The sequence below is a fragment of the Microbacterium sp. NPDC056057 genome (assembly GCF_042266945.1).
GTDB classification, from domain to species: domain Bacteria; phylum Actinomycetota; class Actinomycetes; order Actinomycetales; family Microbacteriaceae; genus Microbacterium; species Microbacterium trichothecenolyticum_C.
Genome location: NZ_JBHJWS010000001.1, coordinates 146,925 through 162,844, shown reverse-complemented (window position 1 = coordinate 162,844; position 15,920 = coordinate 146,925). Strand labels below are relative to the sequence as shown.

13 protein-coding genes are annotated in these 15,920 nt (G+C 71.2%); 5 read left to right on the top strand and 8 right to left on the bottom strand.

Annotated elements, in window-relative coordinates; genetic code table 11:
- The first annotated feature begins 45 nt into the window (after positions 1-45).
- Positions 46-969, top strand: a complete 924-nt coding sequence (locus tag ACFC1K_RS00630) for an alpha/beta fold hydrolase (protein ID WP_375870004.1) — start codon at positions 46-48, stop codon at positions 967-969.
- 138 nt (positions 970-1,107) lie between these two features.
- Here the strand turns inward: ACFC1K_RS00630 and ACFC1K_RS00625 are convergent, their stop codons facing one another.
- Positions 1,108-2,235 (bottom strand): Rv2578c family radical SAM protein, encoded by a 1,128-nt coding sequence (locus ACFC1K_RS00625; RefSeq protein ID WP_375870003.1) that lies wholly within the window; start codon positions 2,233-2,235, stop codon positions 1,108-1,110.
- A gap of 121 nt (positions 2,236-2,356) precedes the next feature.
- Here ACFC1K_RS00625 and ACFC1K_RS00620 point away from each other — a divergent pair, with 121 nt between their 5' ends.
- Positions 2,357-3,703 (top strand): M15 family metallopeptidase, encoded by a 1,347-nt coding sequence (locus ACFC1K_RS00620; RefSeq protein ID WP_375870002.1) that lies wholly within the window; start codon positions 2,357-2,359, stop codon positions 3,701-3,703.
- 153 nt (positions 3,704-3,856) lie between these two features.
- A complete protein-coding gene (locus ACFC1K_RS00615; protein WP_056364887.1) occupies positions 3,857-5,020 on the top strand; it encodes an acyl-CoA dehydrogenase family protein in 1,164 nt (387 codons plus the stop codon).
- Between the two features lie 294 nt (positions 5,021-5,314).
- Here ACFC1K_RS00615 and ACFC1K_RS00610 read toward each other — a convergent pair whose 3' ends face one another.
- The 5 genes from ACFC1K_RS00610 to ACFC1K_RS00590 all read right to left on the bottom strand — a co-directional run bounded on the left by ACFC1K_RS00610 (position 5,315) and on the right by ACFC1K_RS00590 (position 10,307).
- Complete coding sequence (locus ACFC1K_RS00610; protein WP_310287507.1) at positions 5,315-5,941, bottom strand: ECF transporter S component; 627 nt, start codon at positions 5,939-5,941, stop codon at positions 5,315-5,317.
- Positions 5,938-6,810, bottom strand: a complete 873-nt coding sequence (locus ACFC1K_RS00605; protein ID WP_375870001.1) for a siderophore-interacting protein — start codon at positions 6,808-6,810, stop codon at positions 5,938-5,940. The genes ACFC1K_RS00610 and ACFC1K_RS00605 overlap by 4 nt, the downstream gene beginning before the upstream one ends.
- Before the next feature lie 32 nt (positions 6,811-6,842).
- A complete protein-coding gene (locus ACFC1K_RS00600; RefSeq protein ID WP_375870000.1) occupies positions 6,843-7,691 on the bottom strand; it encodes an energy-coupling factor transporter transmembrane component T in 849 nt (282 codons plus the stop codon).
- Entirely contained in the window at positions 7,688-9,673 is a 1,986-nt protein-coding gene (locus tag ACFC1K_RS00595; protein ID WP_375869999.1) for an ABC transporter ATP-binding protein, read from the bottom strand. Before ACFC1K_RS00595 ends, ACFC1K_RS00600 begins: the two co-directional genes overlap by 4 nt.
- An 82-nt stretch (positions 9,674-9,755) precedes the next feature.
- Positions 9,756-10,307 (bottom strand): ECF transporter S component, encoded by a 552-nt coding sequence (locus tag ACFC1K_RS00590; RefSeq protein ID WP_375869998.1) that lies wholly within the window; start codon positions 10,305-10,307, stop codon positions 9,756-9,758.
- A 139-nt stretch (positions 10,308-10,446) separates the two neighbouring features.
- Here ACFC1K_RS00590 and ACFC1K_RS00585 point away from each other — a divergent pair, with 139 nt between their 5' ends.
- Positions 10,447-13,467 carry a S8 family serine peptidase gene (locus ACFC1K_RS00585; RefSeq protein ID WP_375869997.1) on the top strand — a complete coding sequence of 1,007 codons (3,021 nt, stop codon included), beginning with the start codon at positions 10,447-10,449 and terminating at the stop codon, positions 13,465-13,467.
- Positions 13,468-13,581: 114 nt separating this feature from the next.
- Here the strand turns inward: ACFC1K_RS00585 and ACFC1K_RS00580 are convergent, their stop codons facing one another.
- The gene (locus ACFC1K_RS00580) at positions 13,582-14,568 is read right to left on the bottom strand and encodes a pirin family protein (RefSeq protein WP_375869996.1); all 987 of its coding nucleotides are present in this window, start codon (positions 14,566-14,568) and stop codon (positions 13,582-13,584) included.
- A 14-nt stretch (positions 14,569-14,582) separates the two neighbouring features.
- A complete protein-coding gene (locus tag ACFC1K_RS00575) occupies positions 14,583-14,903 on the bottom strand; it encodes a GNAT family N-acetyltransferase (RefSeq protein ID WP_375869995.1) in 321 nt (106 codons plus the stop codon).
- 175 nt (positions 14,904-15,078) lie between these two features.
- On the opposite strand from ACFC1K_RS00575, the gene ACFC1K_RS00570 reads away from it, so the two are divergent.
- A complete protein-coding gene (locus ACFC1K_RS00570) occupies positions 15,079-15,918 on the top strand; it encodes a GDSL-type esterase/lipase family protein (RefSeq protein WP_310287531.1) in 840 nt (279 codons plus the stop codon).
- The last annotated feature ends 2 nt before the right edge of the window (positions 15,919-15,920 follow it).

Sequence of the window (15,920 nt, the reverse complement as noted above, 5' to 3'; positions counted from 1 at the left end):
CGTGTTCATAAGTACGATCGTTCGTATTCTTCTGATCGGAGCATCATGAATCTCGCACTCGCCGCCGGCACATCCGTTCGTGCCGCGGCCGCCCTCTCGCCCCGGTGGGGAGCCGCCGTGGCCATGCCGCTCTTCGGTCATGTCGCGAAGCCGCGACCCGTGCACGCCGACGACGAGGCCACGATGCTGCGCGCGCGCCGGCAGACGGTGCGCATCGCCGGCATCGACCGCCGTGGTGTCGACGTCGACACCTACGAGTGGGGCGACGGCCCGCGCGCGGTCGTGCTGTCGCACGGCTGGAACGGCCGCGCCAGCCAGTTCTCAGCGCTCGTGCGCGAACTCCGCGCCGACGGGTACCGCGTCGTCTCGTTCGACGCGCCCGCGCATGGAGGATCGGGCGGTCGGCACACCTATCTCGTCGACTGGCTCGACGTGTTCGCCGCGCTCCGGGAGCGCCACGGCGGGTTCGACGCCATGGTCGGGCACTCGTTCGGCGGTCTTGCGACGCTGGTGGGCGTCGCCGGCGGCATCGATGCGGCGCGGGTCGTGACGATCGCCGCGCCCGCCGACGCCGACCTGCTGCTGAGTCAGTTCCAGGGCATGCTCGGCTACTCCGGTGCGGTCGCGGCGAGCATGCGCGAGCTCTTCGCGACCCGGTACTTCCCCGGCGAGCCCGACCCGTTCGCGTGGCTGTCGGGCGTGCGGCGCCCGCTTCCGGCCGGGGTGCCACTCCTCGTCGTCCACGACCACGGCGACCGCGTCGTGCCGTTCGCCGAGGCGGGGCGGGTCGTCGCCGCGAACCCCGGGGCGAGGCTGCTCGCGACGAAGGGTCTCGGGCACAACCGCATCCTCACCGACGACGCGGTGCTCGACGCCGTGCTGGACCACGTCCGCTCTCCGCTCGCCATGCGCGCGAGAGATGTCGAGGAGGCCGTGCCACTCGAGAAGCTCAGTCCGGTCGCGGCGTAACGCCCTCGAGCGCACAGAATCGGAGGTCCTCGGTGACACCCCGAGTGGCGGCATCCGTCCTCGGCGTGTCGGACCGGACCTCCGATTCTGTGCGCCGGGCGATCGGCACTCCGCCTCCCAGCCGTCAGTGGGCAGGACTCAGAAGAGCCGAGCGGATGCGTCGGCCCCCGGCTGCGACCGGGAGGAGGCCGCCCGCAACGACGTCGCGGCGGCGCGCCCGCGCGAGGTCGTGATGATCGGCGGCGCGCTGCGGGCATCGGCTCGGTCGGCGAGACCCGCCACGGGCGCGCCACGCGGATTCTCTTCCTCGGCCTGGCCGTCGAGGCCGTGGACGCGCAGCAACGGGCGCACCCGCTTGGCGAGCCACGAGCGGTAGGCCTTCGGTGCGTACGCCGTCGCGCCGGGATAGAGCCCCCGATATGACGACACGAGCTCGGGGTGCCGCTCGGCGAGCCACTCGAGGAACCACTGCTTCGCGCCGGGCCGCAGGTGGAGTGCGCCGTACACGACCCGCACCGCTCCTGCCGCCTTGATGCGGGCGAGTGCGTGGTCGATCGCCGCGATCGAGTCGGTGAGGTGCGGGATGATCGGCATCAGGAACACCGTGACGCGGAACCCCGCCTCCGTCGCCGCGCGCACCGTCTCGAGGCGTGCGGTCGCATTGGGCGTGCCGGGTTCGATGAGGTGCTGCAGCTCGTCGTCGAACACGGCGATCGACATCGCGATCGTCACAGGCACCTGGCTCGCGGCGTCCGTCAGCAGAGGCAGATCCCGCCGCAGCAGCGTGCCCTTCGTGAGGATGGAGAACGGCGTGCCCGACTCGGTCAGGGCCGACACGATCCCGGGCATCAGCTTGTAGCGCCCCTCCGCGCGCTGATACGGGTCGGTGTTCGTACCCAGCATGACCGGATCGTGTTGCCAGGTGCCTCGCCGCAACTCCTTCTCGAGCACCTCGGCGACGTTCACCTTCACCACGACCTGCGTATCGAAGTCTCGCCCCGCATCGAGCTCGAGGTACTCGTGCGTGCCCCGCGCGAAGCAGTAGACGCAGGCATGGCTGCAGCCCCTGTACGGGTTCACGGTCCAGTCGAACGGCATCGCGGAGGCGCCCGGCACGTGGTTGAGGGCGGACTTGCAGAGCACCTCGTGGAACGTCACGCCCGCGAACTCGGGGGTCGTCACCGAGCGCACCAGACCGTTCAGCTGTTCGAGGCCGGGGAGGGCCGCAGCATCCGCCACGCCCAGTTCCTGACCTTGCCATCGCATGCATCCATGAGAACAAAGCTTCGAACTTAAGTCAAGACTGGCGCTGCCGTGTCTAGAACATCGACGGGACGGATGCCGCTTGCCTGGCCAAAACCGGCCGTCGCGGGTAAGAATGGCAGACGTGACGGAGCCTGGCGGGCTCGCTACCCCCCGAGCCGCCCCCGAGACTCGTCGCGCCGCCCGAGCGATGCGCGAAGAGGCTGCGAGGCGTGCCCGCGGAGCGGACTCCGCCCCCGCCGACGTGCCCGCGCCGGTCCCCGATCCCGCCGACGAGTTCCTGGCGTTCGAGCTGCCGAGCGATGAGTTCGTGCCGGGTTCGATCTCGGCGGGCGCACCGTCCACGTTGCCGCTCGACCTCCGCCCGACGGGGGCCGCGCCGCACCGGACCGACTCGACGCCTCACCGCGTTCCCGAGGCGCGCGTGCGCGGACGCCGGCGCGCCGTGCGCTCGCCCCGTCCCGTTGTCAGCGAGCGTCGCGCCGCGCGCGCCGACGGATTGCTCGAGGTCGACGAGAGCGCTCGGCCCGTCCGGCATGCGCGGCCGCGTCGACTGACCAAGCGGCTGGTCCTGGTGGCGGGGCTCGCCACCGGTGCCGCCCTGCTGCTCGGATCCGCGGCGATGACCGCAATGATGCTCCCGTCCGAGCCGCAGGCCGCCGGCGCCGACGCGGCGCTGACGATGACGATGGAGCTGCCCGAGATCGAGCAGCTTCCGGTTCCCCAGGTCGAGGAGTCCCCGCCCGCGGCCGACATCTGCGCGCTTCCCGACGTGGCGGCCGCCGTGCAGCGCGGCGACGACGAGGCCGCGATCGTCGCAGCCGGTGGCGGCGAGGCGTTCCGCGCTGCGGTCGTCGAGGGCCGGGCTCCGTGCGTGAACCTCGGCGACTCCGCCCGCGTCTGGACCGTCATGGACAAGATCCGCCCGGCCAGCCCGATCGACTACCGCCCCAGCGCGCTCGTGCTCCCCGACGGGGTGCGCAACATCGAGGGCGGCGCGCTTCGGTCTGACGCAGCCTCCGCTCTCGCCTCCCTCGTCACCGCCGCCCGCAACGCCGGAGTGGGCGAGATCGCGCTCGAGAGCGGATTCCGGTCGTACCAGACCCAGCAGCAGACGTACGGGCGCCACTTCGCCGAGAAGGGCGAGCGCGCCGACCAGGTGAGTGCGCGGCCCGGATACAGCGAGCACCAGCTGGGACTCAGCGCGGACGTCGTCGCGTGCGCCGGCTCGTGCGGGACGCTTGATCAGATCGCCGCGACGCCGCAGGGTCAGTTCGTCGCCGAGCACTCGTGGGAGCACGGGTGGATCGTCCGCTACGTCGAGGGAGCCACGCCGGTGACCGGCTACCTCCCCGAGCCGTGGCACCTCCGCTACGTCGGCCCCGAGCTCGCGAAGGCCTATCACGACGGCGGCTGGACCTCGCTCGAGGAGTTCTTCGCCCTCGACCCGGCTCCCGACTACCTCGGCTGACGTCGGGCGTCGGGCGTCGCCACTACTCTGCGGATCACGGATGCCGCGGCTCACAGCATCCACCATCCTGAAACTGAGTACCATTGAAGGTGAGATGCGATTCCACCGGGGATGCGTCTCCACACAGACTCGAAGACGAGAGGAAGGCGCATCATGGAGCGCGAGATCTACGACGAGGACCACGAGGCGTTCCGCGACGTCGTCAAGGAGTTCGTCAAGCGCTACGCGTCGGACGAGAAGCGCAAGCAGTGGGACGCGGACGGCGAGATCGACCGCGCGACTATGCTCGCCGCGGGTGAGGCCGGCATCATCGGCCTGTCGGTGCCCGAGGAGTTCGGCGGCGCAGGCATGCTGCAGGACTACCGCTTCCGCTCGATCGTGCTCGAAGAGACGATCGGCGCGGGCCTGGGCTCGCTCGCCGGCGCGCTCGGCATCCAGGACGACCTCGCCGTGCCGTACATCGTGCACATGGGCACGCAGGAGCAGAAGGAGAAGTGGCTCCCCGGCATGGCGACCGGCGAGATCCTCGGCGCTCTCGCGATGACCGAGCCCGGCGCCGGCAGCGACCTGCGCGGCATCAAGACCACCGCCAAGCGCGTCGAGGGCGGGTACATCGTCAACGGCGCGAAGACGTTCATCTCGTCGGGCAAGACCGCCGACATGGTCGTGACGTTCGTGAAGACCGGCGAGGGCAACCGCCCCGACGCCTTCAGCCTGCTGATCCTCGAGGACGGCATGCAGGGCTTCGACCACGGCAAGAAGCTCGAGAAGATGGGCTTCCACGGCTGGGACACCGCCGAGCTCTCGTTCACCGACGTCTTCGTGCCGGAGGAGAACCTCATCGGCGGCAAGGAGGGCCTCGGCTTCATCCAGCTCATGATGAACCTGCCGCTCGAGCGCCTGTCGATCGGCGTCGCCGCGGCGGCCGCCGGCGAGGCCGCGTTCGCGTGGACCCGCGACTACGTGCTCAGCCGCGAGGCGTTCGGCGAGCGGATCGCCGACTTCCAGAACACGCGCTTCAAGCTCGCCGACATGGCGACGACCGTCGACGTGATGTGGGCCTACGTGGACCGCGCGATGCTGCTCTACAAGGACCAGAAGCTCACCGCCGAAGAGGCCGCCAAGGTCAAGTTCTGGACGACCGACCGCGAGGCCGAGCTCCTCGACGTCGGCGTGCAGCTGCACGGCGGCTACGGCTACATCACCGAGTACCCGATCGCCCGCGCCTACCTCGACGCCCGCGTGCACCGCATCTACGGCGGCACGAACGAGATCATGCGCGACCTGGTCTCGCGCCAGATCGTCGGCAAGCGCTGACGCTCACTCGATAACGGATGCCGCGACCCGGCGCCTCTGCGGAGGCACCGGGTCGCGGCATCCGTTCTCTCCCGAGTTCGCCTGAATGGCTCCCCTGTCACGAAGTGTTGCCTGCGGCCGCAACTTGTGACAGGTGAGCAGGTGGGGGGTTAGCTCCCCTGTCACGAAGTGTTGCCTGCGGCCGCAACTTGTGACAGGTGAGCAGGTGGGGGGGTTAGATCCCCTGTCACGAAGTGCTGCCTGCGGCCGCAACTTGTGACAGGTGAGCAGGTGGAAGAGGAGGGGGGCGGGGGGTCAGTGCTGGCCGGCGGGACCGGCACCCCGGCCGAGGCCGCGCGAGGCCAGCCCCCGACGGCGGGCGAGCTTGGCGACGCCGGCCTTGCGGAGGCGGTCGGCCACGAGGATGCCGAGCGCGACGCCCGCGACGCAGCTCGCGATCGTGAGGGCGAAGAAGGTGATGAGGGCCCATGGCTCCATCGCCCACAGGTTGAACGAAGCCGCGGCGAGCACGGGGTAGATCGCGCCGACCACGACGGCGCCCGCGTAGTACTGCCATGTGCGCCACGAGCGGTAGAGGGTCACCAGGAATGCGAGCTCGGCGAAGAACGCCCACCAGATCGCCGCCCCGAGGAACGGGAACACGACGAGCCCTGAGATCACGCCGACGAGGATGCCGGCGAGCGGGCGTTCGAGCAGGCGCAGCGCGACCGTCGCGGGGAGCAGCCAGAGCCCGGCGATCGCGACCGAGACGAACGGCACCGTCGCGAACAGCACGGTCGAGATCCAGCCGGCGCCCCACAGCATCACGCCGCCGGCGACGCCGATCGCGGCGCACGTCAGCAGGTACGCGGTGGTGGCGCGACCGCGGGTGCTGCGCGGCGGCGTGGACGCGGCGGGCGTCTGGGCAGCGGGCCCGCTCACGAGTGGGCCTCGGCCGTCGCGCGCTGGGACTTCGGGGCGGGCGACGCGGCGCCGACGCGCCAGTAGCCGCAGAAGCTCACCTGGTCCTTCGGGACGCCGCGCTCGCCGACGAGGTGCCGGCGACCCTCGGTCGCGAGGGCCTGCTCGCCGACGATGTACGCGTGGATCGCAGCATCCGGAATCGAAGCGTCGCGGAGGGCCTGCAGCGCCAGGGTTCCGGGCTTCACATCGTGGTCGCGGACGATCCAGCGCACGGTGACGTCGGCAGGATGCGCGAAGTCGAGCGCATCCTCGGCGGAGGGCACCTCGACGATCGCGAGGCCGGTCGCATGCGACGGCAGGGCGGCGCAGATGCCCGCGATCGCCGGCAGACCGGTCTCGTCGGAGACCAGGACGACGCGGTCGGTGCCGCGGTCGGGGTTGAACGTGAGGCCCTCGTCGATCACGACGACGCTTTCGCCCGCCTGGCAGGTCTCCGCCCAGCGCGAGGCGGGACCCGCGGTGCCGTCGGCCGCGGAGCCGTGCAGCACGAAGTCGACGTCGATCTCGGCGCCGGTCGTCGCCGTCGCGGGGCGGAACGCGCGCACGGTGTAGTTGCGCATGACCGGCCGCACGCCGTCGGGGATGCGGAGGTACTTGAGGTACCCGAACATCTTGTTCGCCTTCGCGGGCAGGCGCTCGAGGCCCTCGTCACCACCGAGCGGCAGGAACAGCCGGAACCACTGGTCGTAGCCCATCGCGCGGAATCGATCGATCTCGCCGCCGCCGAGCGTCACGCGCAGCCAGTGCGGGGAGAGGCGCTCGGTGCGCAGCACCGTGAGGTGCACGAGCCCCTGCGTCTCGGGCTTGACCAGTCGAGGATGAGCCATGTCGGTGCTCCTTGTCGGGAGGGCGAGAGGGGTCAGAGGCCCCAGGGGAAGAAGACGGCGAACAGTGCGGCGGACGCGAGCCAGAACGCGAGAACGGACACGGTGTCGCGCACGCGCCACGGCACGAGGTACCGCTCGGTGCGGTCGGGGTGCGCGCCGAACGCCCGGGCGTCCATGGCGAGGGCGACCCGCTCGGCGTGACGGATGGCGCCGGCCATGAGCGGCACGACGTACCCGAACCAGCGGGCGATCGCGGCGAAGGGCCCGCGTCCGCCGTGGGCGCCGCGCACGCGGTGCGCCTGGCGGATGACGTCCAGCTCGTGCCCGAAGCGCGGCACGAAGCGGAACGCCGCCAGCGCCGTGTACCCGATGCGGTAGGGCACGCGCAGCTGCTGCACCGACGCGCGCACCAGGTCGGGTCCGCTGGTCGAGAGCCCCGCGATGAGCGTGAGGGCGAGGATCGCGGCGAGGCGCAGACCCGTGGCGAAGCCCACCTCGAGCGCGCCGCCGTACATCGTCCAGCCGCCGAGCTGCCACACCACGACGGACTGGTCGACCTGCGACGCGTCGGTCCACAGCGAGAACCCGAAGCCGATGACGAGCGCGCTGAGCGGCAGCGCGAGGAACAGGATCGCCGCGAGGCGCCGGGTGAACGACACCCCCACCAGCAGCACGACGTACGCGAGCGCAAGGAATGCCGCAGGAGTTGCGAGATCCCGTACGAACACGAGCAGCGCCATCGCGGGCAGCGGCGCAGCGAGCTTCGCGAGCGGGTTCATCCCGTAGAGGAAGCGGACGGCGGATGCCTCGACCCGCCGCGCGTACGGATCGAACGTCGAGTGCGCGGCCGTCGCCGCAGTGAGCGGGCCGGTGTCGGTCACGCGGCACCTCCCGTCGCGTGCGGGGCCGGTGCGGCCGTCGGCGTCGATCCGGTTCGCAATTCAGGATCGTTGGGGCGCGGCAGGTCGATTCGGGCGGGTTCGCCTGCATCGGTCCTGAGTTGCGAACGCGACGTGGGGAGGGGTGCGGGTGCGTCGGGGAGGTCGGAGAGGCGGGCGATGCGGGAGAGCTCGGGATGCTGCTGCACGCCCTGGAGCGCGCGGCGCAGGGGCGGCGGGCGCAGACCCGCGCGGGCGATGAGCGCGTCGTCGGCGAAGAGGTCGGCGGTGGGTCCTTCGGCGAGCACCCGACCGTCGGCCAGGATGACGGCGCGGTCCGCGTAGTCGGTGACGAGCTGCATGTCGTGGGTGACCACGATGATCGTGGTGCCCTCGGCGTTGAGCTCGGAGAGGAGGGAGAGCAGCTCGTCGGCGCGGGCGCGGTCCTGCCCGAACGTCGGCTCGTCGAGCACGAGCACCGGGGCGCCGGCCACGAGGGCGGTGCCCACCGAGAGGCGGCGCTTCTGCCCGCCCGAGAGGAGGAACGGGTGGCTCTCGGCCTTGGCCGTGAGGCCGAACCGCTCGAGCAGCGCCTCGGTGCGGGCGCGGACCTCGTCGTCGGAGAGGTGCTGGCGACGCAGGCCGTGCGCGATCTCGTCGAAGACGGTGTGCGCGATGAACTGGTGCTCGGGGTTCTGGAACACGAAGCCGATGCGCGAGCTGAGGGTGCGGGCGTCGGCGCGGCCGACGTCGAGTCCGTCGACGTGCACGGTGCCCTTGGGTGGCGAGACGACCCCGGCGAGCGCCTGGATGAGGCTCGTCTTGCCCGCGCCGTTCGCCCCGACGACCGCGACGAAGGCGCCGCGGGGGATGTCGAGGTCGACGTCGTGGAGCACCTCGGTGCGACCGCGGCGGAGGGTGAGGCCCCGGACGGTGATGAGGGACTCCGCGCCACGGTCGTTGAGCGGAGGGCGCTCTGGCGCCCACAGATGAAACGCCTCGGACTCGCGGTCTGCGCCGGGTTCGGCGCGTTTCGTCTCCGTGCTTCGACTCGCAGGCTCGCTCAACGAGCGCGTTCCACGCTCGCTCGACGACCGGTACTCGGGGTCTTGTGAAACAGCAGTCTCGGCGTCGAGCGCTGCCCGGAGCTCGTCGGGGGTCAGCGGCAGTGGGTCGAGGCGGAAGCCCGCGCGGCGGAGCCGCAGGGCGGCGATCGTCGAGACCGGCAGCCACACGCCCATCGCGTGGAGGTCCTCGGCGCGGCCGCGCAGGACGTCATCGACCGAACCGTCGGCGGCGAGGAAGCCGTCGTGGTCGAGGACGACGACCCGGTCGACGAAGCCGACAGCGGCGTCGAGGTTGTGCTCGACGAGGAGGATCGCCCGGTCACCGGCGGCGACGAGCTCGGCGAGGGCGGCGTAGACCTCCTCGATCCCGGCGGGGTCGAGATTGGCGGTCGGCTCGTCGAGCACGAGGAGCGGCGATCCCATGGCGAGGGCGCACGCGATCGCGAGCCGCTGGCGTCCGCCGCCTGAGAGGCGGTCGGGGTTCTCGCGTCGACGCTCCCACAGGCCCACCCGGCGGAGAGCCTCCTCGGCGCGGGCGAGCACCTCGGCCACCGGCATCCGGAGGTTCTCCGGCCCGAAGGCCACCTCGTCGAGGAGCGTTCCGGTCACGAGCTGCGCGTCCGGGTCCTGGAAGACCATGCCGACGCGGGTGCTGAGCTCGGCGACGGGCGTCGCCTGCGTGTCGAGTCCGTCGACCTCGACCGATCCGGTGACGGTCGCCGGCACGGCCTGCGGCAGCAGCCCGTTGAGAGCGAGGGTCAGCGTCGACTTGCCCGACCCGCTCGGACCCAGCAGCAGCACGACCTCACCGGGGGCGACATCGAACGAGACGGATGCCGGCGCCGGCGTGGTCTCGCCGTCGTGGGTGATGCCGAGCTCGCGCACGCGCAGCAGCGGCACGGCAGGAGACACGGGCATCCGATCGTCGAGGGAAACTTAGCCTTCCCTAACTTACCGGCCGACCGCACGGCGGCGAAACGGCTCCGGGGCGACGGATGCCTCAGAGCTGACTGCGTCGGGCGACCCCCGCGCGCCGCAGCGCGGAGCCGATCGCGAGGCCCACGGCGGTCCATGCCACCGGACCGACGATGAACAGTGCCACGTAGACGATCTGCCCCCACAGCGGGAAGCGGGTCACGTCGGCGGCGAACCAGATCGCGGCCGCGATGACCGCCCCGACGATGACTGCCGAGAGGAAGAAGCGCCACGGTTCCCAGCGCTTGTAGCGCGAGGTCGCGGCGATGATCTCCTGCAGCCCGCCGATGAGGATGGCGGTGCCGATGTAGCGGCCGATCCAGAGCGGCACGACGGCGCTCGCGACGAGGGCGGCGACCATGTGCGTGATCAGCGCGACCCACGGGCGGCGCAGCAGTTCCTGCGCGACGACGCCGGGCAGCACGTGCACGCCGAGGACGAGTCCGTAGAGGATCGGCGCACCGGCCGAGACGAAGCCGCTGATCGCTCCCGCGCCCGCCTGCAGAACGCCGGTCGCGACGCCGATCGCGGCGGAGGTGAGCAGAACGCTCGTCGAAATCCGGGTGCGGGCAGCCACCTGCCCAGCGTACTGGGATGCGGCCTCGCGATTCTCACTGAGCTCTCATTAACTGAGATTCACCTGGCAGTTACGTTTGAATCCGCTGCGCCCCGACGATGTGGCGCAGCGACTCCCCACATATCAATGGAGGCCACGTATGGGTCGATCCTCCGTCAGAGCAGCCGCGGTCGTCACACTCGCCGCACTGTTCACGGGCACCGCCACCGCCAGTTTCGGCAGCGTCCCGGAGGAGGTGAACACCCCGACCCCCATCAATGCCGAGGACGGCCAGTACATCGTCCTCCTCAAGGACGCGCCCCTCGCCACCTACGAGGGCGGCACGACCGGCATCCAGCGCACCAAGCCCGACAAGGGCACGCAGCTGGACGCCAATTCGACGAACTCGAAGAAGTACCTCGCGCACCTGAAGAAGCAGCAGGCGGATGTCGCGGCCGAGGCCGGCGTCACGCCCCAGCAGTCGTACGGCGTCACGGTCAACGGCTTCAGCGCCGCGCTGACGGCGAAGCAGGTCGCCGAGCTGAGCGCAGACAAGGGCGTGCTGGGCGTCTTCCCCGACGAGATCCACCACCCCACGGCCGCCGTCCCGTCGACGGAGTTCCTCGGCCTCGGTTCGAACACGACCGGCGCGGGCGGCATCTGGGATGCCGTCGGCGGCGTGGGCGAGGCCGGCAAGGGCGTCGTCGTCGGTGTGATCGACACGGGCATCGCGCCCGAGAACCCTTCGTTCGCGGGCGACCAGCTCAAGAAGAAGGGCGCAGCGGGCGTCCCGTACACCGAGAACGGCGACACGATCGTCTTCGACAAGGCGGACGGCGGCCAGTTCCGAGGGCCGATCACGATCGCCCAGAGCTGGGACAAGCGCAACTACAACACCAAGCTCATCGGCGCGCAGTACTTCTCCGCGGGTGCGGCGGCGTCGGGCTTCGACTTCAGCTACGACTTCCTGTCGCCCCGTGACGGCGACGGCCACGGCTCGCACACCGCGAGCACTGCGGCCGGCAACTTCGGCGTCGACGCGTCGGTCGAGGGCATCGGCTTCGGCAAGATCTCGGGTGTCGCGCCGGCGGCCAAGGTCGCGGCGTACAAGGCCTGCTACGTCGGACCGGACGACCTCGTCACGACCGACGACATCTGCGCCGGCAGCGACCTGATCGCGGCCATCGACAAGGCCGTCGCCGACGGCGTCGACGTGATCAACTACTCGATCGGCGGCGGCGCGGCATCCACCGTGCTGAGCGCCGACGACTACGCGTTCCTCGGCGCGGCCGCGGCGGGCGTCTTCGTCGCGGTGAGCGCCGGCAACGACGGCCCGGGCGCCTCGACCGCCGACCACGGTTCGCCCTGGTACACGACGGTCGCGGCATCCACCATCCCGACCTACGAGGGCACGGTCAAGCTGCCCAACGGGTTCCAGGCCGCGGGCGCATCGGTGACGGTGCCGTTCGGCAAGGAGCTGACGGGACCGGTCGTCTACGCGGGCGACATCGCCAAGGCGGGCGCCGCACCGAACGAGGCGGCGCTGTGCTTCCTCGGGACGCTCGACCCGGCCAAGGCGGTCGGCAAGACGGTGATCTGCGACCGCGGCACCAACGCCCGCGTCGAGAAGTCGCAGGAGGTCAAGGCAGCGGGCGGCACGGCGATGATCCTCGTCAACGTGACCGCCGGATCGCTCGACAACGACTTCCACTCGGTGCCGACCGTCCACATCGACGCGCAGTACCGTGCGGCGCTGCTCGACTACGTCCGCACCGCGGCTGCCGGCGCGACGGCGACGCTCGTGGGCGACAACGTGACCGGCAAGGTGACGCCGACCCCGCAGATCGCCGGGTTCTCGAGCCGCGGCCCGATCCTCGCGGACGGCCGTGACGTCATCAAGCCCGACGTATCGGCCCCGGGCGTCGCGATCCTCGCGGCCACGCACAACGGACCCAAGGAGAAGCCCACGTTCGGCTTCAAGTCGGGCACGTCGATGTCGTCGCCGCAGGTGGCGGGCCTCGGTGCGCTGTACCTCGGCGAGGAGCCGCTGGCGTCGCCCGCGAAGATCAAGTCCGCGCTCATGACCACGGCCTACAACCTGGTCGACGCGAACGGTCAGCAGACGGCCGACACGTTCGCCCAGGGCGCGGGTCACGTCGACCCGAAGCGGTACTTCAACCCGGGCCTCGTGTACGAGAACGGCATCGTCGACTGGGCAGGGTACCTCGAGGGCGCCCTCGGGCAGGACTACTTCGACGGCGTCGACCCGATCGACCCGAGCGACCTGAACATCGCCTCGATCGGCATCGGCGCGCTCGCGGGCACGCAGACGATCACGCGCACGGTGACGGCCACCACGGCCGGCACGTACACAGCGTCGGTGAACGTTCCGGGCGTGAACGCCGTGGTCGAACCGGCGACGCTCGACCTCGAGGTCGGCGAGTCGAAGTCCTTCACGGTGACCTTCACGACGGCGGGTGCGTCGCTCGAGAAGTGGGCGACCGGATTCCTCACCTGGACGGGCGCCGGCAACACGGTGCGCTCGCCCATCGCGGTGTACCCGGTCAGCGCCGACGCGCCGCCCACGGCGTCGGGCACCGGCGCCGAGGGTGACCTCGACATCACGGTCACCCCGGGCTTCACCGGGCAGCTGCCGCTGACAGTGCTCGGCCTCGCCAAGGCCGACGTCCTCATCGACGGCACCGAGAAGACCGGCGAGGCGAACGAGGGCACCACGAACGTGCTGATCCAGGTGCCCGCGGGCATCGACGTGGCGAAGTTCGCGCTGAACTCGTCGGTCGACACCTCGGGCACCGACCTCGACCTCACGGTCTACCGCGTGGTGAGCCCGACCGACCTGCGCTACTACGAGCGCTGGCAGTCGGCCACCGCGTCCGCGGACGAGGCGGTGCAGATCACGCAGCCGAACGCCGGGTGGTACGTGATCTCGGCCAACGTGTACGCGTTCACCGGTCCGTTCACCTGGACGGCGACGAGCGCGCTCGTCGGCCCCGGCGGCGTCGGCTCGCTCACCGCGAACCCGAGCACGCTGGCCGCCCAGCAGGGCACGCCCGCGACGTACAACCTGTCGTGGTCGGGTCTCGACAAGGGCAGCTACCTGGGCGTCGTCCGCTACGGCGACTCGCAGGTGCGCACGGTGGTCTCGGTCGACGTGCCGTAACCCCTACCGATACAGCGGGGGCGCCCGGGCTCAGGCTCGGGCGCCCTTCGCGTCTGTGGATCGTGGATGCTGCGGGCCGCAGCATCCATCCCTCTCGACGTGTCCCGCTCGGGGTTACAGGCGGCGGCGCCGCCGGGTCAGACGAACGGCGGGCATGGGCGGAGCGGGGATGCGCTCGTCGCCGTGGTCGACGACGCGGCCGAAGCGGTCGGAGCCCGCCTCCCAGGCCTCGCGGGCCTCGACGATCTCTTCGTGGGTGCGGCCGACGAAGTTCCACCACATGACGACGTCGTCCTCGAACGGTTCCCCGCCGAGGAGGAACAGCGTCGCCCCGGCCGGGCTCGAGATCACGACGTCGTCGCGGTGCGTGCCGAGGTAGAGGAGGTGCGCCGCGTCGACCACGACGTCGTCGCCGGCGTCGGCCGCGACGGCGGCCTGGCCGTAGACGGCGACGAGTGCGTGCTCCCACGCGTGGTCGAGCGGCACGGTCACCGTCGAGCCCGCCGGGATCCGCAGCTCCGCGCCGACGATCGGCGTGTAGACAGTGGCCGGCGACGCGACGCCCGCGAGCTCGCCGAGCACGACCGTGGCCGAGCCCGCGTCGCCGGTGACGGGCGCGAGCTCCACCTCGGGCAGGACCGCATGCTGCTCGAACGAGGGTCCGCCGTGGCGTCGCGACTCGGGGAGGGCGACCCAGAGCTGCAGGGCGTCGAGGGGTGCGGCATCCTCGCCGACCGAGTACTCGGAGTGGGCGATGCCCGCGCCGCTCGTCATGAGGTTGAGGGCTCCGCGACGCACGACGACGTCGCTGCCGACGGAGTCGCGGTGGCGCACATCGCCGAGGTAGGGCCAGGTCACCGTCTGCAACCCGATGTGCGGGTGAGGCTCGACGCGCATGCGCGTCTCCTGCGGACCGAATCGGTCGAGGAAGCACCAGGCGCCCACGAGGGGCAGCTCACGCTGCGGCAATGCGCGGTGCACCGACATCGCGCGCACGCCGCCGAGCGGCACCTCGCGGGCCTCGAGCAGCAGGGTGCGTGGACCCGCACACTCGACCGGGGATTCGGTGGCGACGGCGTCGTCGGCGTCCAGTCGGGTCATGTCGCCGGCCCCGATCACTCCGGGTGCGGCTGGTCGGGCCACTCGACGGTGAGCCCCGGTACGTCGTGCGTACGGAGGTACTTCACCACCACCGGGCAGTGCGGCACGACGGTCTCACCCCGGCGCGCGACATCAGCCATCGCCTCCGACACGACGATCTGCGCGAGACCGCGACCGCGGAAGGCGGGGTCCACCTCGGTGTGAGGGAAGTGCAGCCGGCCCTTCGTGTCGATACGGAAAACGGTGAAGCCGGCCAGCACGTCGTCGACGTGCACCTCATAGCGGCGATCCTCGTCGTTGCGGGTCACGATGGTCTGCGTTTGCGTCTCGGTCACTTCAGTCCCTCCGTCGTCCTTCTCAACGTACGGGTCCGCCGCGCGATTCCGCCACCGCGCACACGCGGACCCCTGGCGGGACGGTTGCCACGGGTCTATCGTCGGCCTCGTCCGCACTCTGCGCGGACCGATTCGGGGGAATCGATCGATCCGTCCACGGATTCGAAGGGGAATCATGAAACGACGCATACTGGCCGCGCTCGCGGCCGTCGCACTGGGGGCCGTCGTGCTCGTCGCCGGTGCAGCAGGGCCGGCCACGGCCACGCCGCTGATGGTCGCCAAACACGTCGCTCTCGGCGACTCGATCGCTGCGGGCCAGGGCGGCGGTGTCCCGCTGGACGCCTGCGCCCGGACGGGTGGAGGTTACGCGGCCCAGCTCGATCAGGCGCCGAAGTTCAACCTGCTGCGCAACGCCGGGTGCTCGGGCGCCACGATCGCCGACACCATGGCGCAGCTGTCGCAGGTGAACCGCGGCACGACCGTCGTGACGCTCACCGTGGGCGCGAACGATCTCGACCTCGACCAGGTCTACGGCGCCTGCGCCGCAGCCGCGGCGGGTGGAGACCCTGCGCCGTGCCTCGCCGCGATCCAGATGGCGGTCGGTTCCGCGCCGGGGATCGTGATGCCGCTCAGCTCGCTGATCGGATCGGTCGCACAGCGCTCGCCGAATGCGACCATCGTCGTCACCGGCTACCCGCACCTGCTCGCGGCGCCGCCCGGCGCCCCGCAGTTCGCCCAGCTCGCCGCCCTGGTCGCCGCGGTGAACGGTGCGACCGATGCGCTCAACGCCGCGATCCAGGGTGCCGTCGGCGCCGCCGCCGCGGGCGGCGCGAACGTGCTCTACGCCGACGTGGTCGACGCGTTCGCCGGCCACGGGGTGCAGCTCGTGCCAGGCGTGCCCAGTGACCCGTGGTTCGGGCTCGACCCGGTGGGCGACCCGGCGGGCTACCTGCACCCGACGTACGCGGGATACACCGCCTACACCGACGTGATCCTCGGGGTTCTCGGGCGCTGACT

Excerpts from the sequence above, each read along its gene's own strand:
- ACFC1K_RS00630 (WP_375870004.1), top strand. The coding sequence starts at position 46 with ATGAATCTCGCACTCGCCGCCGGCACATCCGTTCGTGCCGCGGCCGCC.
- ACFC1K_RS00625 (WP_375870003.1), bottom strand. The coding sequence starts at position 2,235 with ATGCGATGGCAAGGTCAGGAACTGGGCGTGGCGGATGCTGCGGCCCTC.
- ACFC1K_RS00615 (WP_056364887.1), top strand. The coding sequence starts at position 3,857 with ATGGAGCGCGAGATCTACGACGAGGACCACGAGGCGTTCCGCGACGTC.
- ACFC1K_RS00605 (WP_375870001.1), bottom strand. The coding sequence starts at position 6,810 with ATGGCTCATCCTCGACTGGTCAAGCCCGAGACGCAGGGGCTCGTGCAC.
- ACFC1K_RS00595 (WP_375869999.1), bottom strand. The coding sequence starts at position 9,673 with ATGCCCGTGTCTCCTGCCGTGCCGCTGCTGCGCGTGCGCGAGCTCGGC.
- ACFC1K_RS00585 (WP_375869997.1), top strand. The coding sequence starts at position 10,447 with ATGGGTCGATCCTCCGTCAGAGCAGCCGCGGTCGTCACACTCGCCGCA.
- ACFC1K_RS00580 (WP_375869996.1), bottom strand. The coding sequence starts at position 14,568 with ATGACCCGACTGGACGCCGACGACGCCGTCGCCACCGAATCCCCGGTC.
- ACFC1K_RS00570 (WP_310287531.1), top strand. The coding sequence starts at position 15,079 with ATGAAACGACGCATACTGGCCGCGCTCGCGGCCGTCGCACTGGGGGCC.